Annotated in this window: 14 protein-coding genes; 7 read left to right on the forward strand and 7 right to left on the reverse strand. The window is 47.3% G+C overall.

Features of this window, described 5'->3' with window-relative positions:
• Positions 1-73 precede the first annotated feature (73 nt).
• The 5 genes from acnD to Q0882_RS01190 form a co-directional block, all read right to left on the reverse strand.
• The gene (gene acnD / locus Q0882_RS01170) at positions 74-2,683 is read right to left on the reverse strand and encodes a Fe/S-dependent 2-methylisocitrate dehydratase AcnD (protein WP_299176867.1); all 2,610 of its coding nucleotides are present in this window, start codon (positions 2,681-2,683) and stop codon (positions 74-76) included.
• Between the two features lie 113 nt (positions 2,684-2,796).
• On the reverse strand, positions 2,797-3,924 hold the full coding sequence (gene prpC / locus Q0882_RS01175; protein WP_299176870.1) for a 2-methylcitrate synthase: 1,128 nt from the start codon (positions 3,922-3,924) through the stop codon (positions 2,797-2,799).
• An 89-nt stretch (positions 3,925-4,013) separates the two neighbouring features.
• Entirely contained in the window at positions 4,014-4,907 is an 894-nt protein-coding gene (prpB, locus tag Q0882_RS01180) for a methylisocitrate lyase (RefSeq protein WP_299177418.1), read from the reverse strand.
• A gap of 1 nt (position 4,908) precedes the next feature.
• Positions 4,909-5,613 carry a GntR family transcriptional regulator gene (locus Q0882_RS01185; protein WP_299176873.1) on the reverse strand — a complete coding sequence of 235 codons (705 nt, stop codon included), beginning with the start codon at positions 5,611-5,613 and terminating at the stop codon, positions 4,909-4,911.
• 141 nt (positions 5,614-5,754) lie between these two features.
• Positions 5,755-6,621, reverse strand: a complete 867-nt coding sequence (locus Q0882_RS01190) for an alpha/beta hydrolase (RefSeq protein WP_299176876.1) — start codon at positions 6,619-6,621, stop codon at positions 5,755-5,757.
• A 192-nt stretch (positions 6,622-6,813) separates the two neighbouring features.
• Here Q0882_RS01190 and pabB point away from each other — a divergent pair, with 192 nt between their 5' ends.
• Entirely contained in the window at positions 6,814-8,145 is a 1,332-nt protein-coding gene (gene pabB, locus Q0882_RS01195) for an aminodeoxychorismate synthase component I (RefSeq protein ID WP_299176879.1), read from the forward strand.
• 12 nt (positions 8,146-8,157) lie between these two features.
• Here pabB and Q0882_RS01200 read toward each other — a convergent pair whose 3' ends face one another.
• Positions 8,158-9,324 (reverse strand): HD domain-containing phosphohydrolase, encoded by a 1,167-nt coding sequence (locus Q0882_RS01200; protein WP_299176882.1) that lies wholly within the window; start codon positions 9,322-9,324, stop codon positions 8,158-8,160.
• A 353-nt stretch (positions 9,325-9,677) separates the two neighbouring features.
• Between Q0882_RS01200 and Q0882_RS01205 the strand changes: the two genes are divergently transcribed.
• The 6 genes from Q0882_RS01205 to Q0882_RS01230 are packed head-to-tail and all read left to right on the forward strand — an operon-like array spanning position 9,678 to position 13,928.
• Positions 9,678-10,472, forward strand: a complete 795-nt coding sequence (locus tag Q0882_RS01205; protein WP_299176885.1) for a hypothetical protein — start codon at positions 9,678-9,680, stop codon at positions 10,470-10,472.
• On the forward strand, positions 10,469-11,518 hold the full coding sequence (locus tag Q0882_RS01210; protein ID WP_299176888.1) for a 4Fe-4S binding protein: 1,050 nt from the start codon (positions 10,469-10,471) through the stop codon (positions 11,516-11,518). Before Q0882_RS01205 ends, Q0882_RS01210 begins: the two co-directional genes overlap by 4 nt.
• Positions 11,515-12,222, forward strand: coding sequence for a sulfite exporter TauE/SafE family protein (locus Q0882_RS01215; RefSeq protein WP_299176891.1), 708 nt, complete (start codon positions 11,515-11,517; stop codon positions 12,220-12,222). Before Q0882_RS01210 ends, Q0882_RS01215 begins: the two co-directional genes overlap by 4 nt.
• Positions 12,219-12,797: a MotA/TolQ/ExbB proton channel family protein gene (locus tag Q0882_RS01220; protein ID WP_299176893.1), complete on the forward strand. Its 579-nt coding sequence runs from the start codon at positions 12,219-12,221 to the stop codon at positions 12,795-12,797. The genes Q0882_RS01215 and Q0882_RS01220 overlap by 4 nt, the downstream gene beginning before the upstream one ends.
• Positions 12,798-12,801: 4 nt before the next feature.
• Positions 12,802-13,200: a biopolymer transporter ExbD gene (locus Q0882_RS01225; RefSeq protein WP_299176896.1), complete on the forward strand. Its 399-nt coding sequence runs from the start codon at positions 12,802-12,804 to the stop codon at positions 13,198-13,200.
• Positions 13,197-13,928: an energy transducer TonB gene (locus tag Q0882_RS01230; RefSeq protein WP_299176898.1), complete on the forward strand. Its 732-nt coding sequence runs from the start codon at positions 13,197-13,199 to the stop codon at positions 13,926-13,928. The genes Q0882_RS01225 and Q0882_RS01230 overlap by 4 nt, the downstream gene beginning before the upstream one ends.
• Positions 13,929-13,981: 53 nt before the next feature.
• On the opposite strand, the gene Q0882_RS01235 is transcribed toward Q0882_RS01230, so the two are convergent.
• Positions 13,982-16,117: a TonB-dependent receptor gene (locus Q0882_RS01235; protein WP_299176901.1), complete on the reverse strand. Its 2,136-nt coding sequence runs from the start codon at positions 16,115-16,117 to the stop codon at positions 13,982-13,984.
• Positions 16,118-16,232: the final 115 nt, after the last annotated feature.

Consider the following 16,232-nt stretch of genomic DNA (forward strand, 5'->3'; position numbering starts at 1 on the left):
ACTTTTTAATGCCTCTATCCTGCCCTAAGACCGGATAGAGGCTTACAAGCAACGCCTATCGATTCAACTACGCTTAAGCACTACCTTCCAGGAAGTCCTTTGCGAAACGCTGCAGAACGCCACCCGCCTTGTACACATGCACTTCAGCAGCAGTATCAAGACGACAGGTTACTGGAACCTCAACTGTCTCGCCGTTTGCACGGTTGATAATCAGAGTCAGATCGCAGCGTGGTGAGATATCACCAACGATATCGAAGGTCTCTGTTCCATCAATACCATAAGTGTTACGGGTATCACCCTCTTTAAACTGAACTGGCAGTACACCCATACCGACCAGGTTGGTACGGTGAATACGCTCAAAGCCTTCAGCAACGATGGTTTCAACACCCGCCAGACGGACACCTTTTGCCGCCCAGTCACGGGAAGAGCCCTGACCGTAATCAGCACCTGCAACGATGATCAGATTCTGCTTACGCTCCATGTAGGTTTCGATCGCTTCCCACATACGGCTTTCGGTACCTTCCGGCTCGATACGTGCCAGAGAACCCTGCTTCACTTCACCATTTTCATCACGGCACATTTCGTTCAGCAGTTTCGGGTTAGCGAACGTTGCACGCTGCGCAGTCAGATGGTCACCTCGGTGAGTTGCGTAAGAGTTGAAGTCCTCTTCCGGCAGACCCATTTTCGCGCAATACTCACCCGCCGCACTGGACGCCTGAATTGCGTTAGATGGAGACAGATGGTCAGTAGTGATGTTATCACCCAGAACTGCCAGTGGACGCATTCCCTTCATCGTACGCTCACCCGCCAAAGCACCTTCCCAATATGGAGGACGACGGATGTAAGTAGACATTGGGCGCCAGTCATACAGAGGGCTATCAGCACGCTCTACATCACCCAGATCGAACATTGGGATGTAGATCTGGTTAAACTGCTCAGGCTTAACGCTCTTAGCTACCAGTGCATCGATCTCTTCATCACTTGGCCAGATATCTTTCAGAGTGATCGGGTTACCATCTTTGTCGTTACCCAGAACATCTTTCTCAATATCGAAACGCACAGTACCCGCAATTGCATAGGCAACAACCAGTGGAGGAGATGCCAGGAACGCCTGCTTGGCATGCGGATGAATACGGCCGTCAAAGTTACGGTTACCAGACAGTACAGCCGTTGCGTACAGGTCACGATCAACCACTTCTTTTTCGATCACTGGATCCAATGCACCGGACATACCGTTACAGGTCGTACAAGCGTAAGCAACAATACCAAAGCCCAGCTTCTCCAGCTCTGGTAGAAGACCTGCTTCTTCCAGATACAGTTTTGCAACTTTTGAACCTGGAGCAAATGAGCTTTTCACCCAAGGCTTACGAATCAGCCCAAGTTCGTTAGCTTTCTTAGCTACCAAACCTGCTGCAACAACGTTGCGTGGGTTTGAGGTATTTGTACAAGATGTAATTGCCGCGATGATAACCGCACCATCTGGCATCAGGCCTTCAGCTTCTTCAGCTTTTGCAGCCGCCAGCATCTCATCCCCTGCGATACCGCGCTCATTTAGCGCAGTCGTTGGCAAACGACGATGTGGGTTAGAAGGACCAGCCATGTTGCGCACAACGGTAGATAGATCGAATTCCAGTACACGTTCGTACTCAGCTTCAACCAGATCATCAGCCCAAAGGCCTGTCTCTTTAGCGTACTGCTCAACCAGTGCAACCTGCTCAGGCTCACGGCCTGTCAGCTTCAGGTAATCGATGGTCTGTTCATCAATGTAGAACATACCGGCAGACGCACCATATTCAGGTGTCATATTTGACAGAGTTGCACGGTCACCGATAGACAGCGTAGATGCACCCGGACCAAAGAACTCCAGATAAGCGGAAACGACTTTCTCGTTACGCAGGAACTCTGTCATCGCCAGAGCGATATCGGTCGCCGTAATACCAGGCTGACGCTCACCAACAATCTTCACACCAACGATGTCCGGCAGGCGCATCATTGATGGCAGACCCAGCATGACAGTTTCAGCTTCCAGACCACCCACACCGATCGCGATTACACCCAGTGCATCAACGTGAGGCGTGTGGGAGTCGGTACCTACACAGGTATCAGGGAAAGCAACGCCGTCACGGTTCTGGATCACCGGAGACATCTTCTCCAGATTAATCTGATGCATGATGCCGTTACCCGCAGGGATAACATCTACATTATCAAAGGCAGTCTTACACCACTCGATAAAGTGGAAACGGTCTTCGTTACGACGATCTTCAATTGCACGGTTCTTTTCAAACGCATCGGGATCGAAACCTGGCGCTTCAACAGCCAGAGAGTGGTCAACGATCAGCTGCGTAGGTACAACCGGATTAACCGCAGCAGGATCACCGCCCTGGTCAGCAATTGCATCACGCAGACCCGCCAGGTCTACCAGTGCTGTCTGACCCAGGATGTCATGACATACAACACGTGCAGGATACCAAGGAAAGTCCAGCGTACGCTTAGTTTCAATAAGTTGTTTCAGGGAGTCGGTCAGCGCTTCTGGCTCACAACGACGTACCAGTTGCTCCGCTAATACACGTGAAGTGTAAGGCAGTTTTGCATAGGCACCTGGCTGGATATCTTCGATAGCCGCGCGGGTATCGAAGTAATCTACAGAGGTACCAGGTAAAGGCTTGCGATATTCTGTGTTCATAGCACAACCTGTCAGGTTTATTCAGGTAGAAGGAGGTCCGAAAAGCAGATCTCTCTACCTTTGTTATTCAAATCAGAACAGCGACCCGCAGGCCGCTGTCAGCGGGTCGTCTCTTATGGACGATCTTCGATTGCAACCCATTCAGAAGTTTCTGGACCGGTGTAATCTGCAGAAGGACGGATGATACGGTTATTAGCACGCTGCTCCATAACGTGAGCTGTCCATCCAGCTGCACGGGAACATACGAAGATCGGCGTAAACAGCTTCGTTGGAATACCCATGAAGTTGTATGCAGATGCATGGAAGAAGTCTGCGTTACAGAACAGTTTCTTCTCGCGCCACATCACCGCTTCAACACGCTCAGACACGGCATACAGGTATTCATCACCTACCTGTTCGGACAGCTTCTTAGACCACTCTTTAATGATCGCATTACGCGGATCAGATTCGCGGTAGATTGCATGACCAAAGCCCATGATCTTATCTTTACGTTCCAGCATGCCCATGATCTCAGCTTCTGCTTCATCAGCAGAACGCCAGTTCTCGATCATCTCCATCGCTGCTTCGTTTGCGCCACCATGCAGAGGACCACGCAGGGAACCGATCGCACCGGTTACGCAGCTGTGGATATCAGACAACGTAGAAGCACACACACGAGCCGTGAAGGTAGAAGCATTAAACTCATGCTCTGCATACAGGATCAAAGAAGCATGCATTACCTGCACATGCAGAGGCTCAGGCTTCTTATCATGCAGAGTCCAAAGGAACTGTTCAGCAATTGAGTCAGCATCGGTTTCCACTTCAACACGCGTACCGTTATGGCTGAAGTTATACCAATAGTTGATCATGCCCGGGAAAACCGCCAGCATACGATCGATGTGATCATGCTGTTCAGAGAAATCCATCTCTGTTTCCAGATTACCCAACATAGAACAACCCGTACGCATAACATCCATTGGATGAGCATCTGCAGGAATCTGCTCCAGAACCACTTTCAGTGCTTCAGGAAGAGCGCGCAGGCCTTTCAATTTTGTTTTGTAAGCGTCCAGCTCAGCCTGATTAGGCAGCTTTCCGTAAAGCAGAAGATATGCAACTTCTTCAAACTGCGCTTTATCAGCCAGTTCTTTAATATCATAGCCACGGTAGGTCAGACCAGCGCCGGTTTTACCTACGGTGCACAGTGCGGTTTCACCTGCAGACTGACCTCGTAGACCAGCTCCACCCAGTTTTTTATCGACCATAATGTGCTCCTGTTTTCCTATCTGTGTGGGCTCTTACGGCCCACTTATTTAAATCGATTTAAGTAATCTCTACTCAAAAACCTGTTTGCTTACTTATTCTTACCTTCAGCAAACAAACCATCCAGCTTCTGCTCGAAGTCGTGATAGTTCAAGAAATCGTAAAGTTCCATACGGGTCTGCATAGTGTCGACAACGGCTTTCTGATCGCCGTCACGCAGCAGTGCTTCATATACACCCAGAGCAGCTTTGTTAGCAGCACGGAATGCAGAAAGCGGATACAGAACCATTGTTGCGCCATTTTCAGCCAGTTCAGATGTATTGAACAGAGGCGTCGCACCAAACTCTGTAATGTTTGCAAGTAGATGAGCACCATTGATGCCGTCAGAGAACGCTTTATAGTCATCCAGCGTGTGTACAGCTTCAGCGAAGATGCCATCAGCACCCGCTTCAAGGCATGCCTGCGCACGTTCTACAGCGGCATTCAGACCTTCCATCTGGAAAGCATCTGTACGTGCCATTACAAAGAAATCATCATCTGTTTTTGCATCAACCGCTGCTTTAACACGATCAACCATCTCTTCCAGAGAAACAATCTCTTTGTTAGGACGGTGACCACAACGCTTCTGTGCAACCTGGTCTTCAATATGAACAGCTGCAGCGCCCGCTTTGGTCATCTCTTTAACTGTACGTGCGATGTTGAATGCACCACCCCAACCGGTATCGATATCTACCATGAGTGGAGTTTCTACTGCACTTGTGATTCGGCTTACATCAGCCAGAACATCGTTCATAGATGTCATACCCAGATCAGGCAGGCCGTAAGAGTGGTTTGCAACGCCGCCACCAGACAGATAGATTGCCTTGTGACCAACTCGTTCAGCCATCATGGCATGGTAAGCGTTTGTAGTACCAACGATCTGAAGTGGATTTGTTTCAGCTAGTGCCTTACGAAAACGTGCACCGGCAGACAAGTTATTGGACATGTTATTCCCCTCTGGTTTCGGTCGCTGCATTTAGTTTCTCTTCCACATTTCTGCGTGCTGCACCAATATGACGTCGCATTAACATCTCCGCCAGTTCAGGATCGCGCGATTCAATCGCATCGATAATCTGACGGTGTTCTTTCAACGCACGCTTTGGTCGCGAGCTAGAGACACTAAATTGATAACGATACATTCGTACCAGGTGATAAAGATCACCCCCGAGAAATTCAAGCAGCTTGGAGTTCTTGCTGCCATGAACAATCCGGTAGTGAAAATCCAGATCACCCTCTTTTTGAAAATATGAACGTCCATCAAGCTGTTCGATATTCTGTTCGTGCTCATTTAGCAAAGTACGTAGGCTATCAATCTCATCTTGCGGCATATTTTCCGCAGCCAGACGACAGGCCATACCCTCTAATGCTTCACGTACACGATAGATCTCAACCAGCTCTTTTGCCGACAGGTTAACAACCCGCGCACCAATATGAGGCTTTCGTTCGACCAACCTTAAGGCTTCTAACCGCCGCATCGCCTCTCTTAAAGGTCCACGACTGATACCGTAAGTTCGAGCAAGCTCAGGCTCACTAATTTTCTGACCTGGCGGGATATCGCCTACTACAATAGCGTTTACGATCTCCTCGCAAACCCGGTCAGCCAATGTGCGCGATTCCGATTGGAACGCTTTGTCATCTACTATTTCTGTCATAACAACCAAAATTTAAGATTGTCGACAATTTCGAACTTTGATCACGATACCTTCGCGTTTTTACGCAGTCAACTCGAAATTGGCGAAAAATTGTCAACACAATACAAAAGTTTAAGGGTTTTGCCCTATATCTCTGTATTTCTAATTTTCCAGATAACGCTCCATCTCAGTATTCATTATGCGTGCTATCTGACGAGGCTTTTGGAACGGCAATGAGTGGTCTGTTCCTGCCATAAGAAAGTAGTGCCAGTTGGGCATCCTTTCAGCCAGTTCACGCTGATACTGGTGCATCAACTCCACACTATTACCACCAATAAAGCTGGTTACATCTCCCTGAGCAGCAACCAGTGCTTCACGATCAATCCCCTGAATCGCTTTTGTGACACAATCCAGTGCATTGGCAAAACCTATTGGCCGACTCCCTAACCGGCTCACTGTGAGCTTTTCCACCTGAGGTGAGACTCTACGATTGGGGGATATCGCATCGAGAAAGTTCTTGATCCCCCTATCAACATCCATCGACTGCCTTAAATGTACTGCAGCAGATGAAAACTGATTACGTAGATCAACAGTTGTCTCCCAGCAGGGCCTATCAAGTACAGCAGATTCCAGCAGGAACTGTTTACCAATACGATCAGCATGTTGCTGCTTTAACAGAAGGGAGACTAATCCCCCCATAGAATAGCCCCCCAGATCGAACTGCCACCAACCAAGGTGATCCACCAGCGCATTAATATCTCCAACTAACTCTTGCGCGGTAAAGGGGTGCTCCTTTTTATCAGGATAATGCGTCTCCCCCATTCCGCGCTGATCTGGGACAAGTACTTCAGACCAATATGAGAGAAACATAATGATGTGTTCCCAGGTATCAACGCCCGCAACACCTGCACCATGAAGCAGTACCAAACGACGTTTACTGGCAATATCCGGGTTTCTGTAGACTCTGTACTTAATATGCTGATCAGGAAGATGGAACTCACGCTTCTCAACTGAAAATGGGTGTTTCATGAAACTGCCGTACTCTGTAAAAAATGTTTATGAGCAACTAAGTAAAAGCATTCTAGCTTAAAGATGGATACAGATTAGCATTATTGTCGACAATTTGGGTATCAGGTAATTTTCCATTCATCATAGACAGCCCCATGCGGGTTACTTACAATTCGTCATACTTTAATCCAATGACATAAGTAAGCCAGTTCTTTGATCACCCAACGCGCGCTCCCCTACTTGCCCTGTAGCGAACCCTATTTCGAAAAAATCCGTGATATGGGACACGCTGTCTTTCTTGATAGCGGACGTCCCCGATGCCCATGGGGGAGATTTGATATTCTCTCAGCTGCACCGGCTGAAGTATTAGAGGTCAAGGCAGGTGATGATCCTTTTACCGCGCTGGAGCAGCTTTACAGTAAATATAAGCGCGATACCCAGGAGCACGACGACTTACCCTTTCAGGGCGGGATTATCGGTCACTTCACCTACGATTTAGGCCGAGGTATTGAAAAGCTTCCCGAACTTGCAGATGATTTCACTACACTGCCCGATATGCGCGTTGGTATGTACCTGTGGGCTGTCGTAGTTGATCATGAAAAACAAACAGCAGCATTGATTAGTGATGACAGAGTCAACGCAACCGACATTGTTTCGGTTGAGGCACGACTTCTGTCTGCTGCCGGAGTTAACGCCAATAGCTTTACACTCAAGCGTCCATTCAGTGCAAATATGAATGCGGCTGAATACAATGCTAAATTAAAGCTGGTTGATGAGTATATCCATTCCGGCGATTGCTATCAGGTTAACTTTGCTCAGCGCTTTGACAGTCAATATGAGGGGGATAGCTGGAGCGCTTATAAAAAACTCAGAACGGTAGCTCCTACCCCTTATTCGGCTTTTATCGATTCGGGTAGCGATCAAATACTCTCCCTGTCTCCTGAACAATTTCTTGAAGCAAAATCTCTTCAGGTCACGACCAAGCCGATCAAAGGCACCCGCCCACGGTCAGACAATAAAGATGAGGATGCTCGACTTCGCAGAGAGTTAAGCGACTCAATTAAAGATCGTGCAGAAAACCTGATGATTGTAGATCTGCTCAGGAACGATCTGAGTAAAGTCTGCCAGCATAACTCTGTCAAAGTCCCAAAACTGTTCAATATCGAAAGCTATGCCAACGTGCACCATAAGGTCAGCACAGTCACCGGAAAGTTAAGACCCGAATTTTCGCCCATAGCCTTAATGAAACACTGCTTTCCAGGTGGATCAATTACAGGGGCTCCTAAGATTAGGGCGATGGAGATCATCGAGGAGCTGGAACCCCATCGTCGATCTATATACTGCGGTTCTATCGGCTATATCAGCTTGTGCGGCAGAATGGATACCAGTATCACTATCAGAACACTGTTGTGTGAATCAGGTAAGATCTATTGCTGGGCCGGTGGTGGAATTGTCGCAGATTCAGTGACCTCAATGGAGTATGAGGAGACCTTTGATAAGGTCAATAACCTTCTCCACTGCCTGGAAGACAGCATGCAGGAATAAACCCTGCCAGGACTAATGCCTCTCCGGAGTCACCAGGTCATTCTGACTGATCAGATCAGCCATAGAGTGCAAAGTCAGATCAGCACTGGAAGGAAATACATCTTCCAGCTTGGTCGATATCCGATCAAACATATCCTGCAGATCCATAAAAGCATCGACTACTACCGGATCAAAATGAGTTCCACTCCCGCCCTGAATGACATCTGTCACTTTTGCGTGATCCAATGCACTTTTATAGGGTCTTCTCGATATCATGGCATCATAAACATCTGCGACAGCCATCAACCTTGCCACCAGAGGTATCTCCTCACCCTTTAACCCCTGAGGGTAACCGAGCCCATCCCAACGCTCATGATGACTCAACGTGACCTGCTGAGCAATTTCGAGAAATCTGATCGCTTTAGAACCCGCGTTTTTTGCCAACATCTCATGCGCAGAGTTAACCGCCTGATAACCCAGAACCGTATGAGTTTTCATCACCTCATACTCGGAAGGCGTCAAAGTCCCGGGTTTCTGTAATATATGATCAGGTATCCCTACCTTGCCCACATCGTGGAGCGCTGAAGTCTTATAAAACAGCTCAATAGTTTCTTTATCTAACTGGGATTTATAATTTGGATGCTTTCTTAGATGTTCTGCCAATGCTTTAACGTAATGTTGCGTGCGCAATATATGATTGCCTGTCGAATGATCTCTGACTCGGGCTATCGTAGCTAAACACAGGATTGCGGCATCCTGAACCGCAATCAGCTCCTGCGCCTCCATAAATTGCTCTTGCTCTACCAACGAAGAATCGTCCCCAGAGGCCGCTGCGTAATTATGCTTGAGTCTGGCTAAGCTTATATAAGTTTTACATTTCGCATTGACCACCGATGGGTATAAAGGCGCAGCCAGATAGTCAGAACAGCCGAGTTCAATCGCCAACTCTCTATGATCCTCAGCCTCCTCTTTCCAAACCAGTATAACTGGGACACCGGACGATTCCTTCTCCTCAATCTGAACCTTAAGTTGCGCTTCAGAATAAGATTGAATTTGGTCGTAACCTAAAATAACCAGACAAGAATCCACTGAACAAGCTGCTAATCCAGACACCATAATTGTCTGGTACTCATCTCCCAAAACACCGGACAAGCAGTCGGTAAGTTCACGATCATTACTGACAATAGTGGTTACATACATCGGGAAAGTACCCCTTAATCCCTGGGAAAGTGAGGCTCGAAAAAAGCCAATAGATAGAGAAAAGAATAAGGCCGTGAGTAACGCTGGCCTAATATCTTGAAAATCGCACTTAGTCGTAACATTAGCCTAGCTACTTATTCTACCTTGTTCACTCAATATATAAACCAAGCATATTAGAAATTTACAAAATAGCACTAGATAAGCCTGAAAAATTGATCCGACAGTTCGCAAAGGCATGGGGTTCAATATCTATGTGACCAATTGTCACATGTGACACTCAGTCACAGGGCAAAGAAATTCGGATTGGATAGAATCGCCACCCAATATCCCCATAGAAAGTAAACGCAAAGCCTATGTTCAGGATCACAATCCTATTAGTACTCCTCCAGATTAACAGCGCGTATGCTGACCTACACTGGCAACCGGTACCAACCGCTCCAGATCCTCATCACAAAAGAGGAGCCAAAACACTCTTACTCACTGACTTGGACGAAACCCAGCCAGTGGAGATAGTGTTGATTCACTCTGATCTGACCCGCTCCGACCTAAGTCATGATAGTGCAACCATTCAACTGAAGCCTACCGGTAAAAATAGTTATCATGCCCTTTTTGCACAGCAGCACTCTGAAGGGTTAGAAGTCAGCGCCATACGTTATATATACCTCAACGGACGTCCCGTAGACGCTTCTCCACAAGAGCTTCTTAATGAGACCACCAGCAGATTACAGATTATTCCAGCGCCGCTGCCACGCGAGCATTGGAAATATGAGAGTCGTAATAGTTACTTTTTCAAGATCCTCTTTGATGGCAATCCTCTGGCATCTCATCCCATTTTAGCCAGCACATCCTTTGGTTCTTCTCAGATTATGCACACGAATGAAGATGGGATCGTAACGCTGACCATACCTGAGGATTTCCCAAAGATAATTGTTCAACGCAACGCTACACCTCCAGGGGAATTACGCCTATTCACATCAATTGAAGCAGACGGAACACGACATGAAACCAGCCTTTCAGCCCCCTACAGGGTTAGCCCACAAAACTGGAAAAGTGCATCTCTAGGTTTCCTGTTCATCGGATTTGGTGCGCTAACAGGCCTCCTATTAATACGTAAACTTCCAGCGTACAACCGGAGAAAGCGATCATGAGCACAATTATGAACCTAACAGTTTTACGCCGATTCATTCAGCTAATCATGTTCATTTTCCTGGTCTACGGTTCGGTCATTGTAGGCTTCTATGCTGCGGATAAAATCTCAGGTGCACTGCCTTCACTCAGCTGTGCTTATGATCAGATGAATGCTGACTACTGTGCATTGATCCCACTGCAGCATCAGTTCCATCACCGTTTAGGATCCGCTGTCGATAGCGGTCAGTTTTTAATGATTGTGATGCCCGTTTTCACGACACTCGCTACCTTCTTCATTATGTTTATCATCCTGAACAAAGCATTCTGTGGCTGGGTCTGCCCACTAGGTTTTTTTCAGGAGGTGATGCAACTCCTCGGACAGAAGCTGGGGGTCAGAAAAGTTGATAGTCTATCTCACACCGCTGTAGATAAAGTCCGGCCGGTAAAGTGGCTAATGCTTGGTGGACTTGTGTTTGGATTACCAGCCCTGACAAGCCTCGGTTTCCTCTCAGATGAGTGGGGGGACCCATTCTGCCAGATCTGTCCCAGCCGAATTCTGACCACACTTCTGAGCGCAGATACAGATCAGGTCTTCGTGGATACCTCAACACCAAGTTACATGGTGCTCTCCATTCTTGGGGATTTTCTCTTTGGGCTAACCCTTGCGCTTGCAATGACGCTAAGGCAACCCTTTTGCCGAATATGCCCGATGCTGGCACTGCACGCAGTATTCAGAAAACTCGGTCTTGCCCGGCTGGTAAAAAAGGGGACATCACGTTGCGATAAATGCGGGCTTTGCGCTGAAGCCTGCCCTATGGACATTCGGGAGCTTCAGACCGACTTTAATCATGTTGAAAAAAGTCATGATATTACTTTGCCCGACTGCACTCTATGTGGCCGCTGCGTTGAATTCTGTCCAGATAAAGATGTATTACAACTGCGTTACCTGAATATTCCGATATTCAGCGCAGATCCCAACTACTTCAAAAAGCGCAAAAAAGCTCAGAAACAATGGGATGAAATCAAAGTTGTAAATCTGGATACGGCTAGAAAGGTAAAATCATGAGCCCTGATTTGCTGCAACTCACACTCGCCGCGGCAACCCTCTCGGCATTTTTTATTGGGCTTAGCTTCGGCACCGGCCCCTGCAACCTCAGCTGCCTTCCCTATCTTGGACCTGTCCTGCTCGGGCCCGCATCTCAAAGGGCCTTCAGGTCGGTGATATTGCCATTTATGAGCGGTCGGCTCAGCGGCTATTTGGTCTTAGGTATTTGTGCTGCGGCGATAGGTCAGGTCTTACAAACATTCCTGAAGCATCCAGGAATACCGTTCGGTGTCTCGTTAATCACGCTTTGGCTTGCATTAAAAATGTGGCGGCAAGCCCCTCATACACGTTGTAGCACATCAAAAAAATCGGATATGAACGATGCAAATATCATTGCAACAGACGCACCACCTGCAAAATCTCAAGGCATTGCTCACCTCTATTTTTTGGGCTTTTCTCTTGCCCTAACCCCCTGTGTACCGTTGCTTGGCTTACTCACGGTAGCCGCTCAGAGCGCAGATATAATCTGGGGAGGTGCCGTTGCACTCTGCTTTGGACTAGGGGCAATCGTCATACCCTCTTTGTTGGTCAGATACGGTGTTGCACTGCTAGGAAAAGAGCTTCGCAATCAACTTAGCCAATGGCAATCGGGATTAACACGTACAGGCGCCCTGATGTTAGTGCTGGTTGCCATCAACACTGCCTGGAGAGGAGTACCCGTATGACCTGGTTAGATAAAGGAGGTCCTGTCGTTTGGATTCTGTTGGCTTATTCAATTTTAGGTATCAGTATTATTGCAGCGCGTTACCTTCACCTCTTGTTTACCCACCGAGTAAACTTTAACCACCCCCTCGAACAATGGCCCGAGGGCCCTGAAAAGCGTCTGGTATATCAACTACTGAGCAAATCCAAATCTAAGGGGGATCATACTGACCTTCACGAAGCCGCTAACCACCATATTCATAAAGAGCTGAAGCCTTATGAGTCAGGCATGAAAACGGTTTCAATCCTTGCCCAAACCGCGCCCCTACTGGGCTTATTAGGAACAATCACAGGAATGATCAAAGCTTTTCAGGTCATTGAAAATGCTGGCGGAGCCGTAGATGCAATGGCCCTTGCAGGAGGTATTTGGGAAGCTATGCTGACCACAGGGATAGGCTTATCTGTCGCCATCCCTCTACTGATACTGCTTCACTTCTGGGAATCCGCTTTAGCACGTTTTCACTGGCGCTTGCAGAAAGCTGCAGCTCTGGTACTCCATGAGAGTGATCAGCCCCAACCACCGATGACAGCACAATAACAATATGGATTACAAATCACCGGTTCAGCAAAATGCCATTTTGAATATGACGCCGCTGATCGACATCGTCTTTTTACTGTTGGTGTTCTTTATGCTGACAGCGCATTTCGTTGAACCCAAGCAACTTGAGATTCAACTCCCTACATCCAGCACCGGGGATGATATTTCCGAGCTTAAAACTGTTCTGGTTTCGATAGATCAAAACGGTATCTACTACATAGATAGAGAAGCGGTTCACGAGAATGTTATCGAAGCCCGCCTGAAATCATTACATCAGCAATCGCCCGATCTCATTGTTCAGTTCCAGGCCGACCAGCAGAGTCGATACGATAAAATCATTTATGTGATCGACATCATAAGACGTGCCGGAATCAATAATCTCGAGCTTATGACTGAAGAATGAAAGTGCACAATGAGAACAATCCCACAAAGCTAATCTGGCTCACTGGGGGCGCTATATCCTTGCTGTTACATACGGGGCTTATGTGGCATCTCAACCAGAATAATAAACCGAGCCAGATCTCTCACGATCTACCTCAGGCCAGTAGTATAAAACTGGTGGTGAGTGCAGCAGCACCCAAAGCGTCTATCACTCCCCCAATACCTCCTTTGCAACCCACAGAACCGCTTACCTCCACGACTAAAGAGCCTCCAATAGAGCAAGAGCTCAAACCCATAGCTGAGCACAAACCAAAACCAAAACCAGTGCAGTCGGAACCCGTGGTTGAGCCTCAGCACTTTGAAAAACGCTTACCCATTGATGATAAGAAAGAGATAAAGAATGATACGCCACAGTCAGCTTCGGAAGCTTTTCAGGAGAGACTGGCAACCAAACCAGCTCTGAAATCCAACGCAGCCCTGAGAGATGAACACCTTTCAGAGCTGGTGAAACGGATTGACCACAACAAGCAATACCCGCGACGTGCACAAAAACGCAATATAGAAGGCCAGGTCAGCTTTATTTTACATTTAGATTCACAAGGTCAATTACAGAATTTTGAATGGAAGAAAGGTAATCGGTTATTTTATAAAAGTACGCTGGAAGCTGTGCGGAAATCACTTCCCCTGCCGCTACCCTCAGGTCTGAACGAAATGAAGTATTCGCTAGGTCTCACTTACCGATTACTCTAGACGAGTACAACTAATGATAAGCCCGGTATCAACCGGGCTTTTTTGTTGTCAGATCAGAATTGGTAACTGTAACTCAACATCGCAGACCTCGGGGCTCCCGGAGAGTAGGATTTATCCCCACCGGTATCTTTTTCCACCTCTACTGCATAACGTTTATCGAAGAGGTTCTGAATGTTCAGACTGATATCGTGAGGTCCCTTGCTATAGCTCAGATTAACGCTGGTAACGAAATCATATCCACCGTATTTCTCAGTATTCGCATTGTCCAGATAGTATTCCCCCCAAGAATCGGACTGAATGCGGGCCTTAACCCCTGAAGGGTGTTCGTACGTTGCGTTTATACTGAAGTAGTGCTCAGGTATATAGGGCAGCTGATTACCGCTACGATCGAAATTAGTAGGAGGCCCCATACCATACACGATCTCTGAAAACTCATTATAGGAATAGTCGCTATAAGCATAGCTTCCGCCCAGCATCATCTTACCCGGTAGGTAATTCTCTAACACACGGAATGCACCACTGAACTCAACCCCTTTTTTGTCTGTTCCCCCCGCGTTCTGATAGATACTTTCACCATTAGTACGTACGCGAATGATCTCATCTTCAACTTCACTCACATAGGCATTGAGATCAAACTGCCAGTTTTGTGCCCGACCTTTAATACCGACCTCAACGCTTCTGCTAGTGGCATTTTTCAGATCGTTATTGCTTTCCAGTTCACTCGCAAATGGCACCTGTTCACCCTGCGCAAGGTTACCAAACAGGGATAGGTTTTTATTCAATTTATAACTGACACCTATACGGGGGGAAAATAGGTCAAAACTGTGTTTCAACTCAGTATTACCGCCACTGTTAGGTACTGTCAGATAGCCACCCATCCCGTAGTTGTAGGAGGTATCACTGCTCCAGGTTTTTTGCTCAATGGTAATATGATCAAACCGGAAACCGGCATCCACTATCCAATTATCCGAAGGACGCATGCTCTCCTGCACAAAAATGCCCTGAACCGTATTAACCTCATCCTGTAATTCAAGCAAGTCACCCTTCCTATCAGACAGTGTCTCGAGGATAGCCGGACCCGCAGTAGCGATATCAGCATACGCATACTTTTTCGCTCCCATATTCCTATCCTGTCGATAGGTAATCCCTGCCACCAGACTGTCTTCACCGATGAAGTTATGAGCATATTCAAATTCAAGATCAGTGCCCCAGATATCGACACCCGGGGTGTCATTAATAACGCCTGTCACTGGATGGAAATGACTCCAGTGGTTGTAATAAATTCGGGGTTTGAGGGTCAAATTACCGAGTTCTACATTGAGTCGGCTATTGAAAAAGAATATTTCAGAGTTACGCGCGTTGTGCTTAAACGCGCTATTGTTGTCCGTCTGTTTACCCGTCCGTTTATACTCTTCAAACTGGGCTTCGCTCATATCTCCCGGCAGGTTCAACTGTGCTTTTGTATAGCTTAATTCGGTTTCCAGCTCACTATTGTCTGTCGGTAAAAATCCACTTTTGAAACTGACCTGATTCGATTCAAAATCATTATTACGGCGCCAGTCATTTTCTGTCTGACGATGCGAAGCGGTTAAAGCAAAAGCATTACCCTCTTGGGTCATATATGACTTTCTGACATGCAGATTGCGGTTACCGTTCTCCCCAGCCCCCAACCGGAACTGGTCACGACGATCATCAAACACTGACTTGGACAGAATATGGATAGCTCCTCCGCTAGAGCCCGTTGCATAAATATTCCCAGGGCCTTTACTGATTTCGATCTGCTCGATGTCTTGAGTATCAATAAAGTCCATCCGTGTGAAACTGTCCGGGTCAGTAATCGGCACCCCATCACGTAACAACATCACCTCACGAATACCATACTGGGCTTTTAGTCCTGCACCCCGAATTATCATCCGCGAGCTATACGCACCACTCGTGGACTCGACCAAAACTCCCGGTGTGCCTTTCAAGGCATCGTTGATGTTATACATCTTCTCCTGTTGGATTCTCTGATGGTCGATAATGGCAATACTTTCAGGCACATCTGCGGAATTACGCTCCGCACGAGTAGCCGTAACAGTTATAACATCAGGAATCACCTCGTCCGCAATAGCCATACCGGAATGCATAGCTGCGAGAATCAGAAGCGAAAGTTTCTTAGGGGTAAAGATTGGCTGACCTGGAATCATAGCTTTCCATCCATATAAATTTGCGGTGGAAAATACGCCAGTTGTGAATCAGCAACAATGTGACACAGTGTCGCGCGACATACTGTCACACTCAACTGCCAGCGACCAAAGAGGG

This window comes from uncultured Neptuniibacter sp., assembly GCF_947498015.1.
GTDB lineage: Bacteria > Pseudomonadota > Gammaproteobacteria > Pseudomonadales > Balneatricaceae > Neptuniibacter.